Raw genomic sequence first — 19449 nt, forward strand, 5'->3', positions numbered from 1 at the left:
CGCACGGGAATGCCGTGCGACCTGCCGAGCAAGCAGCCGAAGGAGTGTCGTTTCGTGGCCATCATCGAACAGGTCGGAGCTCGCGAGATCCTGGATTCTCGTGGTAACCCCACCGTCGAGGTCGAGATCGCTCTCGACGACGGCACCCTCACCCGCGCGGCCGTGCCCTCCGGCGCGTCCACCGGTGAGCACGAGGCCGTGGAGCTCCGTGACGGTGGCGACCGCTACCAGGGCAAGGGCGTGCAGAAGGCCGTCGAGGGCGTGCTGGACGAGATCGCCCCGGCCGTGATCGGGCTCGACGCCGTCGAGCAGCGCACCGTCGACCAGACCCTGTTGGATCTGGACGGCACCCCCGACAAGTCCCGTCTGGGAGCCAATGCGCTGCTGGGTGTTTCGCTGGCCGTGGCCCGCGCCGCCGCCGAATCCTCGGGCCTGGAGCTGTTCCGCTACATCGGCGGACCGAACGCCCACGTGCTGCCCGTGCCCATGATGAACATCCTCAACGGTGGCGCGCACGCCGACACCGGCGTGGACGTCCAGGAATTCATGATCGCCCCGATCGGCGCGCCGACCTTCAAGGAGTCGCTGCGCTGGGGTGCGGAGATCTACCACTCGCTCAAGTCGGTGCTGAAGTCCCAAGGACTGTCCACCGGTCTGGGTGACGAGGGCGGTTTCGCGCCCGACGTCGCGGGCACCCGCGCCGCGCTGGACCTCATCGCCGTCGCCATCGACAAGGCGGGCTACAAGCTCGGCTCCGATGTGGCGCTGGCCCTCGATGTGGCCGCCACCGAGTTCTACACCGCCGGTTCGGGTTACAAGTTCGAGGGCTCCGTGCGCTCGGCCGAGGAGATGAACCAGTTCTACAGCGAGCTGCTGTCGGCCTACCCGATCGTCTCCATCGAGGATCCGCTCTCCGAGGACGACTGGGACGGCTGGGTCGCGCTCACCGATGTGGTCGGCGACAAGGTGCAGCTCGTCGGCGACGACCTGTTCGTCACCAACCCGGAGCGTCTGGAAGAGGGCATCGCCAAGGGCGCGGCCAACGCGCTGCTGGTGAAGGTCAACCAGATCGGCACCCTGACCGAGACCCTGGACGCCGTGGACCTGGCCCACCGCAACGGCTACAAGACGATGATGAGCCACCGGTCCGGCGAGACCGAGGACACCACCATCGCCGATCTGGCCGTCGCCGTCGGCTCCGGTCAGATCAAGACCGGCGCCCCGGCGCGCTCGGAGCGCGTGGCCAAGTACAACCAGCTGCTGCGCATCGAGGACGCCCTCGGTGACTCGGCGCGCTACGCCGGTGATGTGGCGTTCCCGCGCTTCGCGTTCGAAGGCTGAATAATAAGGCCCCGTACAACTCCCGAGAGTTGGGGAACATCCGCTGAGTTTCGAGGTGTGAGATGACGGAGCGACGGGCGCGCGGTACCAGTCCGGCCGGACGCGGTGCCCGCCGCCCGTCGCGCTCCGCCACATCGCGACCGGCGGCCGCCGGGAAGCGCGCCGACGGCGCGCGGACCGGAGCCGGTGCGCGCGCGGCCGCGCGGCGCGCCTCGAAATCGACGAAAACCGCACGGCCCGAACGCAAGATCCTCGGCCTGTCCACCGGCCGGGCGGTCTTGCTGGCCGCGGTGCTGTGCGCGCTGGCCCTGACGCTGGCCGTGCCGCTGCGCACGTATTTCAGTCAGCGGGCCGAGGCCCAGCAGCTGGCCGCCGAACGGGTCCGGCTGGAGGCGGAGGTGGCGCAGCTGCGCGATCGCCGTGCCCAGCAAGAGGATCCGGCCTACATCAAGGCCGAGGCGCGCGACCGGCTGCGCCTGGTGATGCCGGGCGAGACGCCCTACATCGTGCAGGTGCCGGGCATCGAACAGCCCGCCGTACCCGCGCAGACCGCGAAACCGCGGGAACCCGACCCCTGGTACACGGAGGTGTGGCGCAGTATTTCCGAACCGCCGCCCGCACCCGCCGAACCACCGTCGACACCCGCGCCACTACCCACCCAGGAAGGAGCACCCAGGTGAGCGAAACCGAGAATCGGCCTAGCGACCGGGATCTCGAGATCGTCGCCGAGCAGTTGGGGCGCGAGCCCCGCGGGGTGCTCGCCATCGCCTACCGCACGCCGGACGGGCTGCCCGCCGTGGTCAAGACCGCGCCCAAACTGCCCGACGGCACGCCGTTTCCGACGCTGTACTACCTGACCGACCCGCGGCTCACCGCCGAGGCGAGCCGGTTGGAGACCACCGGTCTCATGCGCGATATGACCGAGCGGCTGGGGCGCGACGCCGAGTTGGCGGCGGGCTACCGGGCCGCGTACGAGAGCTATCTGGCCGAGCGCGATGCCATCGAATCGTTGGGCACCGATTTCGCGGGCGGCGGTATGCCGGATCGGGTGAAGTGTCTGCACGTGTTGATCGCGCACTCGCTGGCGAAGGGGCCGGGGGTGAATCCGCTCGGTGACGAGGCGGTCGCGCTGGCCGCCGACCACGGCCTGCGCGGTACCGCGATTCCCGCTGATTGGCCCAAATCCGAGGAGTACCGGACCGATTCGGTCCCGGAGGAGTAACTCATGACCGACCGGATCGCCGCAGTCGACTGTGGCACCAACTCCATCCGACTACTGATCGCCGATGTCGCCCCCGCCGGGGCGGGGTCGGCGTTGCCGCATCTGACCGACGTGCACCGCGAGATGCGCATCGTGCGGCTCGGCCAAGGCGTCGACGCGACCGGATCGCTGGTCCCCGAGGCCATCGAGCGCACCCGCGCCGCGCTGCACGACTACGTCGATCTCATGCTCGAGACCGGGGTGACTCGGGTGCGCATGGTCGCCACCTCCGCCACCCGTGACGCCGACAATCGCGAGGACTTCTTCGCCATGACCCGCGAGGAGCTGGGCCGCGTGGTGGCGGGCGCGCAGGCCGAGGTGATCACCGGCGACGAGGAGGCGCGACTGTCCTTCGCCGGGGCGGTCGGCGAATTGTCCAGTGCCGAAGGGCCTTTCGTGGTGGTGGACCTCGGTGGCGGGTCCACCGAGGTGGTGCTCGGCGACGGGGACGGGGTGCGGTCGGCGTACTCGGCCGATATCGGCTGCGTGCGCATCACCGAGCGTTGCCTGCACGGGAATCCGCCGACGCGCGAAGAGGTGGCCTCGGCGCGGTTCTTCGCCTCGGAGCGGCTCGCGCAGGCATTCGGGGTGGTGCCGGTGGAGCGGGCGCGGACCTGGGTCGGCGTGGCGGGAACCATGACCACCATCGCCGCGGTGGCGCTGGATCTGCCCGAATACGATTCGGAGAAGGTGCATCTCACGCGGCTGTCGCTGCCCGAGGTGCGGGCGGTCTGCGATCGACTGATCGGGATGGACCACGACGAGCGCGCCGCGCTCGGGCCGATGCACCCCGGTCGGGTGGATGTGATCGGCGGCGGCGCGGTGATCACCGAGGTGTTGGCGGACGAGTTGGCGCGCCGGGCCGGGATCAGCGAGCTGATCGTCAGCGAACACGACATCCTCGACGGGATCGCGCTGTCCATCGCCACACCGCTATAGCGCGAACACATTGTGCGAGTGGCCTGAATTACCCTGTAATTTTCGGGAATTCGACAGGTTGAACATTCGGTGACGCCAGTGCATCACTGAGGTTGCTGTTGGATTGCCCGATATGGGAAGGTGACGCACATGACAGCAACACCTCTCGCGCAGGAGGGTTCCGAGCGCACCCTGTTCGGCCACCCGATCGGCCTCGCGAATCTGTTCGGCGTCGAGCTGTGGGAACGGTTCTCGTTCTACGGCATGCTCACGATCCTCGGGTACTACCTGTACTACTCGACCACCGAGGGTGGCCTCGACATGCCGAAGGCGACCGCCACCGGCATCGTCGGCGCGTACGGCGGTCTGGTCTATCTCTCCACCGTGCTCGGCGGCTGGCTCGCCGACCGCGTACTCGGTATGGAGCGCACCGTCTTCTACGGCGGCGTGGTCGTCATGGCGGGCCATATCGCGCTGGCGGTCATTCCGGATCTGGCGGGTGTCGCGGTCGGTCTGGTGCTGGTGGCGCTGGGTTCCGGTGCGCTCAAGGCGAATGCCTCCTCGCTGCTGGGCACCCTGTACTCCAAGGGCGACGCCCGCGCGGACGGCGGTTTCACGCTCTTCTACCTCGGCATCAACCTCGGCGCGTTCGCCGGTCCGCTGATCACCGGTCTGTTGCAGTCGCACGTCGGCTTCCACTACGGCTTCGGCGCCGCCGCCATCGGTATGGCGCTCGGCCTGGCGCAGTATGTGATCTTCCGCCGCAATCTCGGCACGCATGGCCGTGAGGTACCGAACCCGTTGCCGCGCACCGCGATCGCGCGCACGCTGGCCGCGGTCGCCGCCTTCGTCGCGGTGGTCGTGATCGCGTGGGCGACCGGACTGCTGACGCTGGACAACCTGCCCGATGTCACCACCGGCGCCATCGCGGTGGCCTCCATCGCGTACTTCGTCATCATGCTCACCAGCGCCAAGGTGGAGGGCATCGAGAAGGTGCGGGTGCGCGCCTACATTCCGCTGTTCGTCGCCAACGCCGTCTTCTGGTCGCTGTTCCAGCAGATCTTCACCGTGCTGGCCGTCTACTCCGACGAGCGCATCAACTGGGACGTCTTCGGCTGGACCGCGCCCTCCAACTGGATCGGCTCCATGGAACCGGTCTGGATCATCGCGCTGTCCCCGCTGTTCGCCATCATGTGGACCCGCCTGGGCAACCGCGCCCCCAGCACCCCGCGCAAATTCGCCCTCGGCGTCATCGGCATGGGCGCGGCCTTCATGCTCTTCGCCCTCTTCTCCGGCACCGAAGGCAAGAACGTCCCCATCCTGTTCGTCTTCGTCGTCCTCGGCGCGTTCGCCGTCTCCGAACTGATGCTGTCGCCCATCGGCCTCTCGGTCACAACCAAGCTGGCCCCCAACGCCTTCCGAGCCCAGATGATGGCCCTCTACTTCTTCTCGGTAGGCATCGGCACCTCCATGTCCGGCGTCCTCTCCAAGTACTACGACCCCTCCCACGAACTCGCCTACTTCGGCCTCACCGGCCTGATCGCCATAGCCGTAGGCATCCTCGTCTGGTTCATCTCCCCCCGAATCAGCCGCCTCATGGAAGGCGTCCACTGACCCCTGATCATTTCCCGCCACATCCCTGTGATCCCGCCCGGTTGATTCCGGCACAACCGTACGGCTCGGTAGGCTGACCGACGCGCCCCCGTAGCCCAATTGGCAGAGGCAGCGGACTTAAAATCCGCACAGTGTCGGTTCGAGCCCGACCGGGGGCACAAACTGACACCAAGGTTTGCACAGCTCACAGGCTTGCCGCCACGTCAACTCCATCGGGACTCAGGATGAACCCCAGGTCGGATGGTGCCGGTTCGAACCCCTCGGGGCAAGGTGGTTCGAACCCGCAACCTTCAGTCGAGTGTGGAGATTGGTGCGGCGGTTCGACCGTCATTCGGCTGTGCACTCGTGATCAGGAGGGCGGCTTGCTTGCAAGCTGGCCCATTCCAGCAGGTCACCGATAACCGCAGCGAGTTCTCTGCGAAAACGTTCGCCTTGCTCCCCCTCGACATAGTTCACTTGATAGGCAAATGCCCACTGCCGACGGCGCCTATCAAACTGGGATCGCTCTTGAGGTTCCATGACTCTCGATCGTCCAGTGATCGCGAGCTGGGTCAATGCCGTCAGTGGCGCACCCGCCGATGTCAGCGTGGACTTGGCTTCCAAGAGGAAGCACGCGGGTTCGTGGTTCACCATGAGTCGCGGTGGGACAGTTCCATGCCGTCGGATACCCATGCGTAGGCGGCGATCTTCCACTCGTCTGGTGAGTTGCAGATGCCCCCGACCGCCTCGGCCGGGAGTGGGTATTCGGGTGTCTCCTCACCGTGCGGTCCGGCGCACCAGAGTGATGCGAACGTGTCCGCTTCTCCCAGGCATTTACTCAGGATGGTTGCGACGTCGTCGGCGGCGTGGGACACCATTTGCCGCAGCATCATCGAGACCTCGGTATCGAGTTCGTCGTCCGTCGGCGGCGCACCGTACTCCTCGATGTGATCGGAGAAGTCGAACTCGGCGAGGACCCGATCGACGATCCAGGCACGCGAAAGCAGCGGTGGTGTCCCTATCGATTCACCAACCTCGTAGTCCCAGTCGGTGACGTAGCCTTCGTCGAAGGCGTGCACGAAGAAGGATTTCGTGATGGCCCACAGCGCGATTGCGCGCAGTTTCACTTCGTTGCGGTCGTCCTCGGAGTCAGCCTGGGTTTCGCCGGTTTCCTCCAGGACGTCCCAGGCGTAGCGGTACCAGTTGGTTTCGGAATTCCCGGTCCAGGTCCGTGGGAGCCGATCGAGGATCGGCTCGACTTCGCTGAATGAGACATTGGTGGCGGTCATGTGTATCCGTCCGATTGAGGTGTGCGGCTTGTGATTTGAACTGACAGGAACGAGGGCGGGAGCTACGGACTCTCACGAAACCGTATGTGGTCTAACCGGGATGCTCCACCGGGACCGGAGAATCGGTACGGTGATAGTTTGGGCTAGCTATCCCGAACTGTGGTGAGGAACCTGCTGGGCTGTCCGTGCCAGGTGAGCAGGAGTTGTTCACGGGCGCGGGTGCAGGCGACGAACAGCAAGCAGCGCTCGCGCTGGAGGTCGCCGTCGTGTGCGTGGGTGTCGTCTGCGGCAGGCGTGACGGCGGCGGCCAGCGGAATGTGGTTGTCGTCGACCCCGGCAACGACCATGCATCGGAACTCGAGGCCCTTCATTCGATGCATTGTGCCGACCGAGATCTCACCGTTAGGGCGGTTTGTCCGGGTGAGGAGGCACGCTGAAAGGCCAGCGGCGCTGAGCTGGCGGGCCAGTTTCCCGGCTATCTGGTTGGTACGGGCCGCGATACCGATCTCTTCAGGCACCACACCGTTCGCGAGCCATCGGCGGACGGTTTCGATAATGTGCTGAGTTTCAGCCTCTTTGGTGGTGAAACCGGCGAGTTCTGGTGGCTGCCCATGAATGTCGGATCGGCATCCGGCGATGGAGTCCAGTCCACCGTTCATGTCGTCGATGGCCTGGCCTCTCAGTAGCCCTAGGCTCCAGGCGAGGATTTCGGCCGTGGTTCGGTAGTTGATCGACAGTCGCCGGGATCGGCCGCTGATGTCGATTCCAGTGTCGCGCAGGCTGACCCGATTGGCGTAGACGCGCTGATGGGTATCTCCGGCGATGAAGATGTCGTCGGGTCCAGGGGCGACGGCGGCGCGCAGTAGCCGCCACTGATCGGGGCTGAGATCTTGGGCTTCGTCGACGACGACGTGCCGGAAGGGCTTGTCGTCGGTGGTGTCCAGGATGCGGGTGGCTTCGCGGCGCAAGGTCTCCCACGTCCAGACGTTTCCGTCGACGAGCAGCTTCTCGAACGCCATGATCGCCTCCCAGATTCGCGACTTCTGAAGTCGGCCCAGCCGTCGGCCACGGCCATCGCGGTTGGCGGTGCGATACTCGTCGACCGTTGTAAGTCGCTGCGCGAGAATGACATGCCGCCACTCTTCGGCGAGGAATGTTTCGGTGAATTCGGTGGGATGCATCGAGTGCGCGCGCTGCCACAGCTTGTCCTCGGCTCGGGCATCGAGCACTCGTGGTTGTCCGTGCTTCTCTCGGAATACAGTGTGCGCGAAGCGATCCACGTGTCGGACCACGATCGATTCGGCCAGTTCTGGGTCCTCGACCAGGGACGTGACACCGTCCTGCAGCGAATCGGCGAGTGTCGAGGTGAAGGTGGTGAGTAGTACCCGCCCGGCTCCTCGCGCGGCGAGCCGTCGCGTTCGGTGCAACGCCACCACCGTCTTGCCAGTACCGGGTCCGCCCGTGACGCGTGCGGGACCGCGATAGTTGGCATCGACGATTTCGTTCTGGGTTGGGTGAAGATAGATGCGCCACAACGCGAATGGGTTTGCGAACACCTTCATCAAATCGTCAGGTCCGTCGACCAGCAGCACGCGTCCGGGGCTGCGGCGCAGCGCGGCGTCCAGATCGGTGACATCGACAGGTTCGGTGACCAGGTCGGCACCGATTTCCGACCACACTTGTTCCGGCGTGAGCCCGGCGGCCAGCCCCAGCAGGACGTCCCACTGAGTGCTGGGCAGATGGGCTCGGGCCGCGTCCAGCTGTTGCTGACTGGTCATGGTGCGCGCGGCCGTCAGGGTCGTGTCGTCGATACCGAGTCGCCGCAGGTCATTGTCGTTTACGTGGGCGAAGAGTCGGGCCGGAGTGCGCTCGGCTGCGGCGGTGAGTTCAGGGAGGGACTCGGCAAGAGTCACGTCGTCGCGGATCTCGAGGCCCCCATTGACCCCGTTCACGGTGATGTCACGTCGAGCGGCCCACTCGTACGCTTCGTCATGCGGCAGCACCTTCAGCAGAAGGTACGTGTCGCCCTTGTCCGGGGCCAAGACGATGCCGCGCCAGAAGGCATCGATCCGGATGGACCGCAGCTGCTTGTTTCGAGCCTGCGCGAGTTTTTCGAGGTGGAGGCCGGCGAAGGTCGCGTTGCTGAACTTCGTGAACACCGCCTCTACTCGGTCCTGCACGCAGCCTTCGAGTTTGCCGAAATCGCGCAGGAAGTCGCGATGGATAGCGAGAGTAGACATGAGGTCTCCTGGGTGCGCGTGCCGGAGACCAGCGCCCCCGGGTCCGCAGAGTATCCTGAATGATCTTGTAGTGGAACGGTTTTCGTGCGCGATCCAGTGATCAGCCGTCCAGCGTGTCGGTGTGCGGAGCTCCCGCGACGCGCCCCAGGACGGCGTCCGGCTCGTTGGCTTCCAAAATGAATGCAGGGCCACTGAAGATCCGGTGCGTCAAGATCTCATTCGCGAGTTCGGTGCCGTCTGCGAACATCTCCTCGGTCCAGTCCGGCATGTCACCGCATGCCCGCAGATCGGTGAGCAGGTCGGCGCGGGTGCGGACGCAAATGCTGGTGATGCTGCCAGAGATGGCTGCGCTGTGTAGCGCGTCGTGCATCAACCGCTTAGCGCGTTCGACCGCGTCTGCCATCGAAATGGCGTGCACCGGGGTGGAAGCCGTGGTCCGGCCGGTGTCGTCGTCGTGACTGATGCATACCCACTGCCCGAAGCTGTCGATCAGATCGTCTACCTGGTCGTAGGTGATCGGGCCGGTGTGGGCAGTGGTTTCGGTCGCCCAGTACTGCATGGCGGAGTCCTCCGTTGGTCTTCGAGTGTGGCCTAACGGCCGAATGTCATCGAGCCTGACAGGGACTCCCGGTTATGAAAAGAGCGTTTTCTGATAACCGGGGTTATCAGCAGAATTGCTTCGAACTCGGATCTATCGCGTCTATCTTCATGGAAGCCGCTGTCTCCGCGGAGCCACTGGCCACTCGGCGGCTCTGTATCCCGAATCAATTAGTCTCACAGGAGGTTTCATCATGACTGGCACCATGCTGACTGTCATCGTGCTTGTGGCGGCGGTCTGTGCTGCTGCTAGCTACCTGTACGCGAAAGCGCGCATTCACACCCGCCTCTCGGAGGGTGACAGCGCCCGCCGGGTTGCCGAAGAACAGAGCCGTGAGGCTCGCCGACAGGTCGACGAGCTGCGCACCGACCGGGACCACAGTCGGGATCGTGCGGATCGCTTGGAGGTTATCAACAGCGAATTCGCAACAGAGCGCCGCGAACTCGGCGAGCAGATCGGCAAGATCACCGAAGCGCTGGACGCGACGCGAGTGAATCTGCAGGCTCGGGAAGTGGAGGTCGAACGCCTTCGCGCCGATGTGGCATCAGGTCAGGCGCAGAATGCGGACCTGCTCCGCCAGTTGCGTGCAGCCGAGCAGAACGTCGCCGAATTACGTGGGCGCGAGGAGCAGTTACGCGAGCAGTTGCACGAGGTGGAGACCGCCTACGCTGCGCTCGAAGCCGAGAATGTAGAGCTGCGGGAGCAGGCGCTTGCGATGGAGGTGTTGCGCAAGCAGATGGACGATGCCAATGCCGAGAATATGCGCCTGCAGAGGGAAGCGATCGAGGCGATCGGGGCGAAGCTGTTGGCGCGGTCGGAAGAAACGCTCGTGTCGGCGGCGGAGGCGAAGCTGACCGAAATCAGCAAGCCGGTTCAGGAGGGTCTGGCTCAGATCGACAAGCAGCTCAGGGATTTCGAGACCAGCCGCACCAAGAGCGAGGCGGGGCTGCAGCAGGAGATCAAGGGGTTGTCGGAGGAAAGCCTGCGGCATCGCGAGCAGACTCGTGGTCTGGTTCAGGCATTGAAGCGCCCGGAGATCCGCGGCTCATGGGGTGAGATGCATCTGCGTCGTGCCGTGGAGTTGGCCGGCATGCAGGAGCGGTGCGACTTCGACTTGCAGGTGCACATCCCCGGCGAGGACGACCGCGTGCAGCGGCCGGACATGGTGGTGCATCTGCCGGGCGGCAAGCATGTGATCGTGGATTCGAAGGTGCCGATGGACGCGTTTGTCGCGGCCACGGAAACCGACGACCAGGCCCACGTCGCCAAGTTGTGGGTGAGGCACGTCAAGCAGGTGCGGCAGCACATCGACGGCCTGGCGAGCAAGGAGTACTTCCGCAAGATCGATCCCACGCCGGAATTCGTGCTCATGTTCGTGCCCAGTGAGTCGTTCTTGCAGCCCGCGCTGGAGAAGGACCCGGAGCTGCTCGAATATGCCGCCGCCAAACAGGTGCTGATCGTGACGCCGGTGACGCTGATCGCGGGGTTGCGGGCCATCGCCTTCGGCTGGAAACAGGAGGCGCTGCGCGAAAACCTTCGTCAGGTCCTCGAACTCGGCACCGAGATCTACGAGCGGTTGTCGACGATGGGGAAGAACGTCGAGAAGCTGGGCACCGCGATCGACCGCTCGGTCAAGGCGTACAACGAGACCGTGGGATCGCTGGAGGGGCGGGTCATGGTGACCGCGCGCCGGTTCCGGGACATGAAAGTCGTGGAGGCGGAGCTGCCGAACCCGCAGCCGAAGAACAACACCACGCGCCCGCTGACCAGCCCGGAATTGATCGCCTCGGCGATGGCGCAGCTGCCGTCGGCCGAGTCCGTTGACGCCGACTCTGGTGCTCACCTTTCGCCTGAATCGGCGGAACCTAAGTCTGCATGATAACGGGGGATATCAGGCATAAGTAGCAAGCGGGAACCCCGCTGCGGATAGCCTATGAGCACAGCGTACGGAATGGAAAGGAGGTGTCGACGATGCGAAACACGCAAAGACAGAAGCTGCTGATATCGAGGCAGGAAATGGCCGATCTTGCTCGGGTGAAGCGCCCGGTGATCAGCACGTGGGCTCGCCGACACCTCGACTTTCCAGAGCCTGTGGCCGGCGACCATCGTCACCCGTTGTTCGATGCTCGCGAGTTCGGCGACTGGCTCGTGGCCACAGGACGAGCCAGCCGCAAGGATATCGACGGGGACCTGCAGTCCTACACGCTCACCCGGCTCACTACCGAGTTCTCGCCACGGACCCTGGTCTCTCATCTGACGTCCCTTATCTGCTTGCGGCATCTCAATGACGACGAGCCACTCCATGGCGACACTGATCCGCTGCCTGGTCTCGTCCGACTTGCCGCGGATCTGGATCCCGATAACGCCATGCTGGAGGAGGAAATCGAGGCGCTCCACGCGGAGTGGTTACCAGCGCAGGTAGACGAACTGGTCGAAGCTGCTTGGGGAACCGTCAACGCGTTCGAACGAGTGATGGACCTGCGCGAACGCCTCGGTGCGACAGACCTTGCCGCGGTCCGCCTCGCCCCCGAACTCGTCCGGCTGATCGCTCTGCTGACGGATGCAGCTACAGTCGCAGACCTTGATCCCAGGGCTGCGCGCATCTACGACCCGCACGCGGGTGCGGGAGACCTCCTCGTCGCTGTGGCCGCCACGCTGCGCGACGACCAGCCTGTGCATCTCGCGGCTCGCTGTGGTGACCTCTACTTGGCGCGACTGCTCCGCCGCCGCCTGGCAGTGCGAAACCTGCACGACGGTGAATTCGCTGTCTACGGCGACGAATCCGATCACGACGGTGCGAACATCATCGTCACTCAGTTGCCGTTCCGGCCAACGGAGGAACGTTCCACTGTCGGGTCGCTGAAGCTCATCGACGACATCGCGGTGCAGCTGTGTCCTGGCGCGACGGCCGTTGTCATTGCTCCCTCCGATACGACGGGCGCGCTCAACCCGCACAGCGAAGCCGCATCGCTTCGAGCTGAACTCATAGCCGGCACGGTGAAGGCGGTCATTCGTCTACCTGGCGGATTGGTCCCGTACCGTCCTGGCTACGAGACGTCGGTGTGGGTCCTCGGCACCGACCACCAATCGCGACGTGGCGAGATACTTCTAGCCGATGTCTCTGATCGACCCCTGACGAACGTTGTGGTCGATGCCCTGGTCACAGACATCCTCGCGTGGCGTCACCCCGAATACGACCCGCGCGCCCATGCACATATCCACGCGATCCGGACACCGGTGAAGGCCATCGTCAACGATGCGCGTGCACTGACGCCCCGGCACCTGCTCACCGAACTCGAATTCAGCCATGACGTGCCAGAACGCGTCGCCCGCGCTCTGGATCTGGAACGGATCCTGGATGAGGCCCGGCCCGGGCATCGACTGCCCAGCCACGTTGAACTCGATCCCTCGCCCTCACCGCCTCCCACCAAGACCATCCATGAGCTCACCCGCGGCGGCCAGCAGCGCACCAATCTGTTGTCCCTGAAGAAGGGCACCAGGATTTGCGCCGAACACGTTCGCCCTAGGAAACACATGCACTCAGCAAGTAGCGCCGCCGTGATCGGAGCACCGGAACTGGCAGGACGGTGTGCGCCTGGGGATCGCCGTATCGACCGCCTCGACCTGGCCAGCCACTATCCTTCCGCGCAACTGAGCCGCCCTGGCGATGTCGTCATCACGACGGTGCCCGAACCAGCCGTGCTAATTGACCACCAGGGTTATGCAGTGATCCAGTACCCCGCTCGTGTCCTGCGCATCACCGAGGTCGGCGCCAAGCAGTTCACGCCCCGGGTTCTCGCTGCCCTACTGACACAAGCTCCCCGAATCCGCGGCGCAATCCGCGCCGTCGAAAGGATCGAAGAGATCCGGCTACCGATTCTCCAGGAAGAGTCCATGGAGCGGCTCGACAATCTCCTGGCCGAACTCGATGACCGACGTCAAGCAATACGCCACGAAAAAGCGGCCCTCGACGAGCTGCATCGCCTGGCTACCCGAGGGCTCACCGACGGGACGCTGACTTTGACCGCAAACACCATCCACTGAACTGAGGAGCACGATGCCACCCCGGAAGACGAAGAACGGCAACGGGCAGTCCGAGCTGCCCGGAATGCCGACCATGGACAACCTCAAGGACATCCTGTGGAAGTCCGCCGACAAACTGCGCGGCTCCATGGACGCCGCCCAGTACAAGGACTTCGTCCTCGGCCTGGTGTTCCTCAAGTACGTCTCCGACTCATACACCGAGCGCCGCAACGCAATCCGTCAGGAGTTGATCGCCGACGAGATTCCCGAGACCCGCCACGCCGACTTCCTCGACGACCCCGACGAATACACGCGCGAAGGGATCTTCTGGGTCCCCGAGGGCGCACGGTGGGACGACCTCGCCGAAGGCGCGAAGGCCGGTTCGGTCGGCGAACTCATCGACGACGCGATGGACGCCATCATGAAGTCCAATCCCGCCCTCACCGGCGTTCTGCCCAAGATCTTCAACCGCGACAACGTCGACCAGCGTCGGCTTCGAGAACTCGTCGACCTCATCAACGACGCTCGCTTCACTGGTCACAATGGCAAGACCGCCCGCGATGTCCTTGGTGAGGTCTACGAGTATTTCCTGGAGAAGTTCGCCCGCGCCGAAGGAAAACGCGGCGGCGAGTTCTACACTCCCGCAAGCGTTGTCAAAGTCCTCGTCGAAATTCTTGAGCCGTACAAGGGGCGCGTCTACGACCCGTGCTGCGGCTCCGGAGGCATGTTCGTCCAAGCCGAAAAATTCGTGCTGTCGCACCGTGGTCGCCGTGACGACATCGCCGTTTACGGCCAAGAGGCCAACGAGCGCACTTGGCGACTCGCCAAAATGAACACCGCCATCCATGGCATCTCAGCCGATCTGTCCACCCGATGGGCCGACACGTTCTACGAGGACAAGCATCCCGATCTCAAGGCCGACTACGTCCTGGCCAACCCTCCGTTCAACATGTCGGACTGGTACCGCCGAACCGACGACCCCCGCTGGCGCTTCGGCACCCCGCCTGCTGGCAATGCCAACTTTGCGTGGATCCAGCACATCATCTCCAAGCTCGGCGTACGCGGTACCGCTGGTGTAGTTCTTGCGAATGGCTCGATGTCTTCGAAGCAGTCGGGTGAGGGTGAAATTCGAACCGCTCTGATCGACGCGGATCTCGTAGCCTGTATGGTCGCCCTCCCGCCGCAGCTATTCCGGACTACGCAGATCCCTGCGTGTCTGTGGTTCTTCGCGAAGGACAAGACCAGCAAGGGTGGTCATACCGACCGTCAAGGGCAGGTGTTATTCATCGACGGCCGGGCATTGGGCACTATGGTGGACCGTACTGAGCGCGTTCTTACCGACGATGATATCGCTAGGATCGCCAATACATACCACGCTTGGCGTGGAACTAAGAGCGCCCGCGAAGCCGGACTGACATACGATGACGAGCGCGGGTTCTGTTACTCGGCTTCGCGTGAGGAACTGAAGCAGCATGACGAAATCCTCACCCCTGGGCGCTATGTAGGTGCTGCTGAAATAGACAATGAGGATGACGAACCTGTTACCGAAAAAATAAAACGACTTACCGGAGAGCTCTATTCATGCTTCGAAGAGTCGACACGGTTGGAGAACCTTGTCCGCAAACAGATGGAGCGACTCGATGTTTGATTGGACGACTATCAAGCTCGGAGATGTGATTTCCATCAAGCATGGATTTGCATTCAAAGGCGAGTATTTTTCGGATACAGGCCCCGGGCCGATTTTGGTCACTCCTGGAAACTTTGCCATTGGAGGAGGGTTCAAAGAAGGTAGGGTCAAATACTACCACGGACCTGCTATCGCGGGTTATGACCTTTCCCCGGGGGACCTCATAGTCACCATGACAGACTTGAGCAAGGGCGGAGACACGTTGGGATATCCGGCGATTATTCCCAGCGGCCCGCAGTATCTCCACAATCAACGCATCGGGCTTGTTCAAATCCATCAGGATTCGGTCATCGACAAGAGATTTCTGAGCTATGCGTTGCGGACAGCGGCATACCGAGCGCACGTTCTCGGTTCAGCAACTGGAAGTACGGTTCGGCATACAAGTCCCTCTCGTATCGAAGCATATTCTCTCAAGGTTCCGCAGCTTGTAGAACAGGTGGCAATCGGAAGCATCCTAGGTTCGCTTGACGATAAGATTGCCATCAATGAAACTATCGCCGCAAAGGCACACCTGATTGCAGAGCTCACGTTCCGGTTGCGTACTAAGTCCGCAAACTTGACTCCTATGTCCTCTGTGCTTACGCCGGTGCTGGGCGCGACGCCCAGTAGGAAGATTAGTGATTACTGGGGTGGTGGGATTCCGTGGGCATCGGCCAGGGATGTAGCTACGTGCACACACGGAACGGTGCTCGAAACTGCAGAACAGATCTCCGACCGGGCGGCGTTGGAAACAAAGGCTAAGCCTGTTCCTCCGGGTGCCGTAATTCTCACAGCACGTGGCACGCTAGGTGCCGTTGCCAGGGTCATTCGCCCCACGTCGTTCAATCAGTCTTGCTTCGCGTTCATCCCCGACAATATTCCAGAGTCGGTGCTGTATTTCATGGTTCGCGCCGCCGCTGCTCAAATGGCATCTCTTGCTCAGGGCACCGTCTTTTCAACAATAAACATGAGTACGTTCAACCATATCGGTGTGCCGGTTTTGAGTGAATACGAACTGCAGGAACTTGAGAGTTCGATATCGCCACTTCTTGATACCGTGCAGTGTCGGCTTGAAGAGAACTTGGCAGTCAGAGCGTTGCGTGATGCGCTACTTCCTAAGTTAATTAGTGGGAAGATCCGAGTTCGTGACGCGGAGAAAATCGTAGAGGAAGTAGTATGAGTAAATATGATGAGGTCAGCCTTGAGTACGACGTGCTCGAAATCCTTGGCGAGTTGTCCTGGGAGCATTTGGAGGGGAAGCGGATTGCGAAGGGTTCCGGTGAGCGAGAGTCGTGGGAGGAACTGATCGTCCCGTCTCGGCTGTCGAAGGCGATCAAGCAAATCAATCCCAATTTGCCAGATTCATCGGTCCAAGAGGTAGTCGATCTGGTCCTTTCGCCGGAATCTGCGAGTTTGGAAACTGAGAACGCACGTATCCACGGCTACCTCACCGATGGTATCCGAATTAGCTATGTAGACGACTATGGTGCGGAACAGAACCCGACGGTGCGACTAATCGACGCCGTTGATCCGTATCGCAACGAGTTTCTTGCGGTGAATCAGGTAGCGGTCCGCGATGGTGACGAGAAATGCCGTTTCGATCTGGTTCTTTACGTCAACGGTCTGCCGCTGGCGTATATCGAGCTGAAGAAGATGGGAGATCCGTATGCGACGGTAGAGACCGGACATGGCCAGCTTATGCGGTACAAGCGGCAGGTGTGGAAGGCATTCCGCTGCAACGCTATTTGTCTGGCGTCTGACGGGGTGCTGGCGCGCTACGGGACGGCGTTCACACCCTACAACCATTTCGCGCCGTGGAACGTCGACGACGCTGGAAAACCAGTCCGTCAGCCCGCTCCTACGTGGGATCAGGCGGAGTTGAGTCTTGCGTTGTACGGGTTGTTTGAGCCACGCCGGTTTATAGATCTGCTGAGCGGCTATGTCGCGTTCTCTCAGGACGACAAGGGTCGGCAGAAGCGGATTGCCAAGCCGCATCAGTATTTCGCGGTGTCGAAGGCGGTCGAGAAGACCATCGAGGCAGTGCGAAGCAACGGCAAGGCCGGCGTCGTGTGGCATACGCAGGGGTCGGGCAAGTCGATGGAGATGGAGCTGTACGCCAATCAGGTGCTCAGACATCCGGCGCTCGGAAACCCGACAATCGTCGTCATCACCGACCGCACCGACCTCGATGATCAGCTCTTCGACGGGTTCAATGCCAGCGAGCTGTTGCCGGAGAAACCGAAGCAGGTCACCAGCCGCGACGAGTTGCGCACCGGTCTAACCAACCGAAGAACCGGCGGCATCTACTTCACGACGTTGCAGAAGTTCAGTCGCACCAAGCAGGAGAAAGACGCCGGGCGCCAGCATCCGTTGCTGTCGGACCGTCGCAATGTGATCGTCATCGTCGACGAGGCTCACCGCAGCCACTACGACGACCTCGATGGATACGCCCGCCACCTTCGCGACGCGCTGCCGTACGCCACGATGATCGCATTCACAGGGACGCCGATCTCGAAGGCCGAGCGTGACACCACGGCAGTGTTCGGTGACTACATCGACATCTACGACCTGACGCGGGCAGTGCGAGACGGTGCAACTGTGCCGGTCTTTTACGAAAGTCGGCTCATCCCGGTAAGTCTCCCCTCCGACGTCGATGCGGAAGAGCTCGACGAGGCGGCCGACAAGGCGACCGAAGGGCTCGACGACGCCGAGCGGGCAAGGATGGAGCAGGCCGTAACCGCCCTCAACGCGGTCTACGGTGCACCCGGCCGACTCGATAAGCTCGCCGTCGACATCGTGGCGCACTGGGAGACCCGGTCTGAGGCGATGAAGGAATTCATCGGGGCATCGGGCAAGGGAATGATCGTGTGCAGCACCCGTGACATCTGCGCCGATCTTTACGAGCGAATCGTCGCGCTACGCCCTGACTGGCATGGGGAAGGACCGACCGAAGGAAAGATCAAGGTCGTCTACAGCACATCCGCCGAGGACAAGACGAAGAAGGAACACCTGCTGAAGCATCGGCTGCGTCCGTCCGAGCACAAGGCGGTGCAGCGCAGGATGAAGGACGCCGACGACGATCTTGAGCTGATCATCGTCAAGGACATGCTGCTGACCGGCTTCGACGCACCACCGCTGCACACCCTTTACCTCGACAGGACGATGCGTGGTGCGCAGCTCATGCAGACCCTGGCCCGGGTCAACCGCACCTACAAGAACAAGCAGGACGGGTTGATGGTCGGGTATGCACCCCTCCATGACAATCTGCTCGAGGCTCTCGCGGAATACACCGACGAGGACCAGCACGAAAAGCCGATGGGCCGTGACACCGACATCGCACTCGCTGCGGTCCGTGACACTATCGATGTGCTGTCCCAGTTGTTGTCCGGGTACCCGTGGCGGGACCAGCTCTCCGTCGGTGGACCGACTGCATATCGCGATGCCGTGTGGGGAGCGGCAAACTACCTTCGCGATCCGCAGCATCCAGACAACCAGGTGGATGACCCCGACAAGCCCACGCTCAAAGAACGGTTTTCACGGGAAGCGTCACGACTATCGAGGTTCTACGCCCTCTGCCGCACCAGCGGCGACTTGAACGGGCAGCGCGACGACATTGGGTTCTTCCATGAAGTGCGCGTGTGCATGGCGAAGTTCGATGCTGCAGAGCGTCAGTCCGAAGGTAGGCCGATCCCCGCTGACGTGGAGCTGATGCTGAAGCACATCACAGCGGGAGCGATCGAAGCAGGTGAGGTTACCGACCTGTTCTCCGCCGCGGGTCTGGAGCGGCCGAATCTGGCCAACCTCGACGAGTCCTACGTCAAGCATCTGCAGGCCGCACGCAATCCCGCGCTGGCGATCGAGGCGCTGCGACGGCTCGTGCAGCAGGAGATGCGCAAGGTCACCAAACACAATGTCGTGCGTCAGAAGAACTTCTCCGACCGGCTGATCGATCTGATGCGCAAGTACACCAGCCAGAACATCACTGCCGCGGAGGTCATCGCCAAGCTGATCGAGATGGCCCAGGAGATCTCGGCCGACGCCGACCGCGGCAAGCGGTTCGACCCTCCGCTGGACGATGCTCAGCTGGCTTTCTACGACGCCGTCGCGGCGAAGGGTACCGTCGCCGCATTGATGGGCCACGGAGACGCCAGCGAGGGCGAGAAGAAGCTCGCCGCTATCGCTCGCGATCTGGTGCGCACCGTTCGCAATAATCTCTCACCGGACTGGATCGCTCGTGACGACGTACAGGCGAAGCTGCGCTCGATCATCAAGCGGCTTCTGGCGAAGCATGGTTATCCCCCCGAGGAGGAGCGCGACGCAATCGAGAAGGTAATCCAGCAGCTGGATACGTTTGCGGATGAGTGGGCTCCGGGGGCGGAGTGAGTCGCTGACTTGAGTCCGGATTGCAGGTAGACAGCACCTGCGGCAATCGACCCCAGCGACGCGCATTTTGGTGGGGCAGCGCGGCGGCCTGGCGTGCGACTCTGCTCATCGGCTACACTTGCAGCAATCGACCCCCT

13 protein-coding genes and 1 tRNA gene are annotated in these 19449 nt (G+C 63.0%); 11 read left to right on the plus strand and 3 right to left on the minus strand.

The features are described from left to right. Positions 1 to 54 precede the first annotated feature (54 nt). The 6 genes from eno (at position 55) to ACIBH2_RS16125 (ending at position 5292) form a co-directional block, all read left to right on the plus strand. Positions 55 to 1341 carry a phosphopyruvate hydratase gene (gene eno / locus ACIBH2_RS16100; protein WP_397118022.1) on the plus strand — a complete coding sequence of 429 codons (1287 nt, stop codon included), beginning with the start codon at positions 55 to 57 and terminating at the stop codon, positions 1339 to 1341. Positions 1342 to 1403: 62 nt separating this feature from the next. After that, positions 1404 to 2021 (plus strand): septum formation initiator family protein, encoded by a 618-nt coding sequence (locus ACIBH2_RS16105; protein ID WP_397118024.1) that lies wholly within the window; start codon positions 1404 to 1406, stop codon positions 2019 to 2021. Continuing rightward, complete coding sequence (locus tag ACIBH2_RS16110) at positions 2018 to 2563, plus strand: DUF501 domain-containing protein (RefSeq protein ID WP_397118026.1); 546 nt, start codon at positions 2018 to 2020, stop codon at positions 2561 to 2563. The genes ACIBH2_RS16105 and ACIBH2_RS16110 overlap by 4 nt, the downstream gene beginning before the upstream one ends. 3 nt (positions 2564 to 2566) lie before the next feature. Beyond that, positions 2567 to 3541, plus strand: a complete 975-nt coding sequence (locus tag ACIBH2_RS16115; RefSeq protein WP_397118028.1) for an exopolyphosphatase — start codon at positions 2567 to 2569, stop codon at positions 3539 to 3541. A gap of 129 nt (positions 3542 to 3670) precedes the next feature. Beyond that, on the plus strand, positions 3671 to 5134 hold the full coding sequence (locus tag ACIBH2_RS16120) for a peptide MFS transporter (protein ID WP_397118030.1): 1464 nt from the start codon (positions 3671 to 3673) through the stop codon (positions 5132 to 5134). 84 nt (positions 5135 to 5218) lie between these two features. Further along, positions 5219 to 5292, plus strand: a tRNA-Leu gene (locus ACIBH2_RS16125). A 468-nt stretch (positions 5293 to 5760) separates the two neighbouring features. Here ACIBH2_RS16125 and ACIBH2_RS16130 read toward each other — a convergent pair. From ACIBH2_RS16130 to ACIBH2_RS16140, 3 genes are all read right to left on the minus strand, one after another. Then, the gene (locus ACIBH2_RS16130) at positions 5761 to 6402 is read right to left on the minus strand and encodes a hypothetical protein (RefSeq protein WP_397118032.1); all 642 of its coding nucleotides are present in this window, start codon (positions 6400 to 6402) and stop codon (positions 5761 to 5763) included. A 143-nt stretch (positions 6403 to 6545) separates the two neighbouring features. After that, the gene (locus ACIBH2_RS16135; RefSeq protein ID WP_397118034.1) at positions 6546 to 8642 is read right to left on the minus strand and encodes a UvrD-helicase domain-containing protein; all 2097 of its coding nucleotides are present in this window, start codon (positions 8640 to 8642) and stop codon (positions 6546 to 6548) included. Between the two features lie 100 nt (positions 8643 to 8742). Then, positions 8743 to 9201 carry a hypothetical protein gene (locus ACIBH2_RS16140; protein WP_397118036.1) on the minus strand — a complete coding sequence of 153 codons (459 nt, stop codon included), beginning with the start codon at positions 9199 to 9201 and terminating at the stop codon, positions 8743 to 8745. A gap of 232 nt (positions 9202 to 9433) precedes the next feature. Between ACIBH2_RS16140 and rmuC the strand changes: the two genes are divergently transcribed. From rmuC to ACIBH2_RS16165, 5 genes are all read left to right on the plus strand, one after another. Then, positions 9434 to 11119, plus strand: coding sequence for a DNA recombination protein RmuC (gene rmuC / locus ACIBH2_RS16145; RefSeq protein WP_397118038.1), 1686 nt, complete (start codon positions 9434 to 9436; stop codon positions 11117 to 11119). A 92-nt stretch (positions 11120 to 11211) separates the two neighbouring features. Further along, on the plus strand, positions 11212 to 13284 hold the full coding sequence (locus ACIBH2_RS16150) for a hypothetical protein (protein ID WP_397118040.1): 2073 nt from the start codon (positions 11212 to 11214) through the stop codon (positions 13282 to 13284). Positions 13285 to 13297: 13 nt separating this feature from the next. Then, complete coding sequence (locus tag ACIBH2_RS16155) at positions 13298 to 14911, plus strand: N-6 DNA methylase (protein ID WP_397118042.1); 1614 nt, start codon at positions 13298 to 13300, stop codon at positions 14909 to 14911. After that, positions 14904 to 16109, plus strand: coding sequence for a restriction endonuclease subunit S (locus tag ACIBH2_RS16160; protein WP_397118044.1), 1206 nt, complete (start codon positions 14904 to 14906; stop codon positions 16107 to 16109). Before ACIBH2_RS16155 ends, ACIBH2_RS16160 begins: the two co-directional genes overlap by 8 nt. Further along, positions 16106 to 19312: a type I restriction endonuclease subunit R gene (locus tag ACIBH2_RS16165; RefSeq protein WP_397118046.1), complete on the plus strand. Its 3207-nt coding sequence runs from the start codon at positions 16106 to 16108 to the stop codon at positions 19310 to 19312. Before ACIBH2_RS16160 ends, ACIBH2_RS16165 begins: the two co-directional genes overlap by 4 nt. The last annotated feature ends 137 nt before the right edge of the window (positions 19313 to 19449 follow it).

It is taken from the genome of Nocardia sp. NPDC050406 (genome assembly GCF_044459025.1).
GTDB lineage: Bacteria > Actinomycetota > Actinomycetes > Mycobacteriales > Mycobacteriaceae > Nocardia.

Bases quoted from the DNA above. Each gene is read 5' to 3' on its own strand.
- ACIBH2_RS16105 (WP_397118024.1), top strand. From the start codon at position 1,404: ATGACGGAGCGACGGGCGCGCGGTACCAGTCCGGCCGGACGCGGTGCC.
- ACIBH2_RS16115 (WP_397118028.1), top strand. From the start codon at position 2,567: ATGACCGACCGGATCGCCGCAGTCGACTGTGGCACCAACTCCATCCGA.
- ACIBH2_RS16120 (WP_397118030.1), top strand. From the start codon at position 3,671: ATGACAGCAACACCTCTCGCGCAGGAGGGTTCCGAGCGCACCCTGTTC.
- ACIBH2_RS16130 (WP_397118032.1), bottom strand. From the start codon at position 6,402: ATGACCGCCACCAATGTCTCATTCAGCGAAGTCGAGCCGATCCTCGAT.
- ACIBH2_RS16135 (WP_397118034.1), bottom strand. From the start codon at position 8,642: ATGTCTACTCTCGCTATCCATCGCGACTTCCTGCGCGATTTCGGCAAA.
- ACIBH2_RS16140 (WP_397118036.1), bottom strand. From the start codon at position 9,201: ATGCAGTACTGGGCGACCGAAACCACTGCCCACACCGGCCCGATCACC.
- rmuC (WP_397118038.1), top strand. From the start codon at position 9,434: ATGACTGGCACCATGCTGACTGTCATCGTGCTTGTGGCGGCGGTCTGT.
- ACIBH2_RS16150 (WP_397118040.1), top strand. From the start codon at position 11,212: ATGCGAAACACGCAAAGACAGAAGCTGCTGATATCGAGGCAGGAAATG.
- ACIBH2_RS16155 (WP_397118042.1), top strand. From the start codon at position 13,298: ATGCCACCCCGGAAGACGAAGAACGGCAACGGGCAGTCCGAGCTGCCC.
- ACIBH2_RS16160 (WP_397118044.1), top strand. From the start codon at position 14,904: ATGTTTGATTGGACGACTATCAAGCTCGGAGATGTGATTTCCATCAAG.
- ACIBH2_RS16165 (WP_397118046.1), top strand. From the start codon at position 16,106: ATGAGTAAATATGATGAGGTCAGCCTTGAGTACGACGTGCTCGAAATC.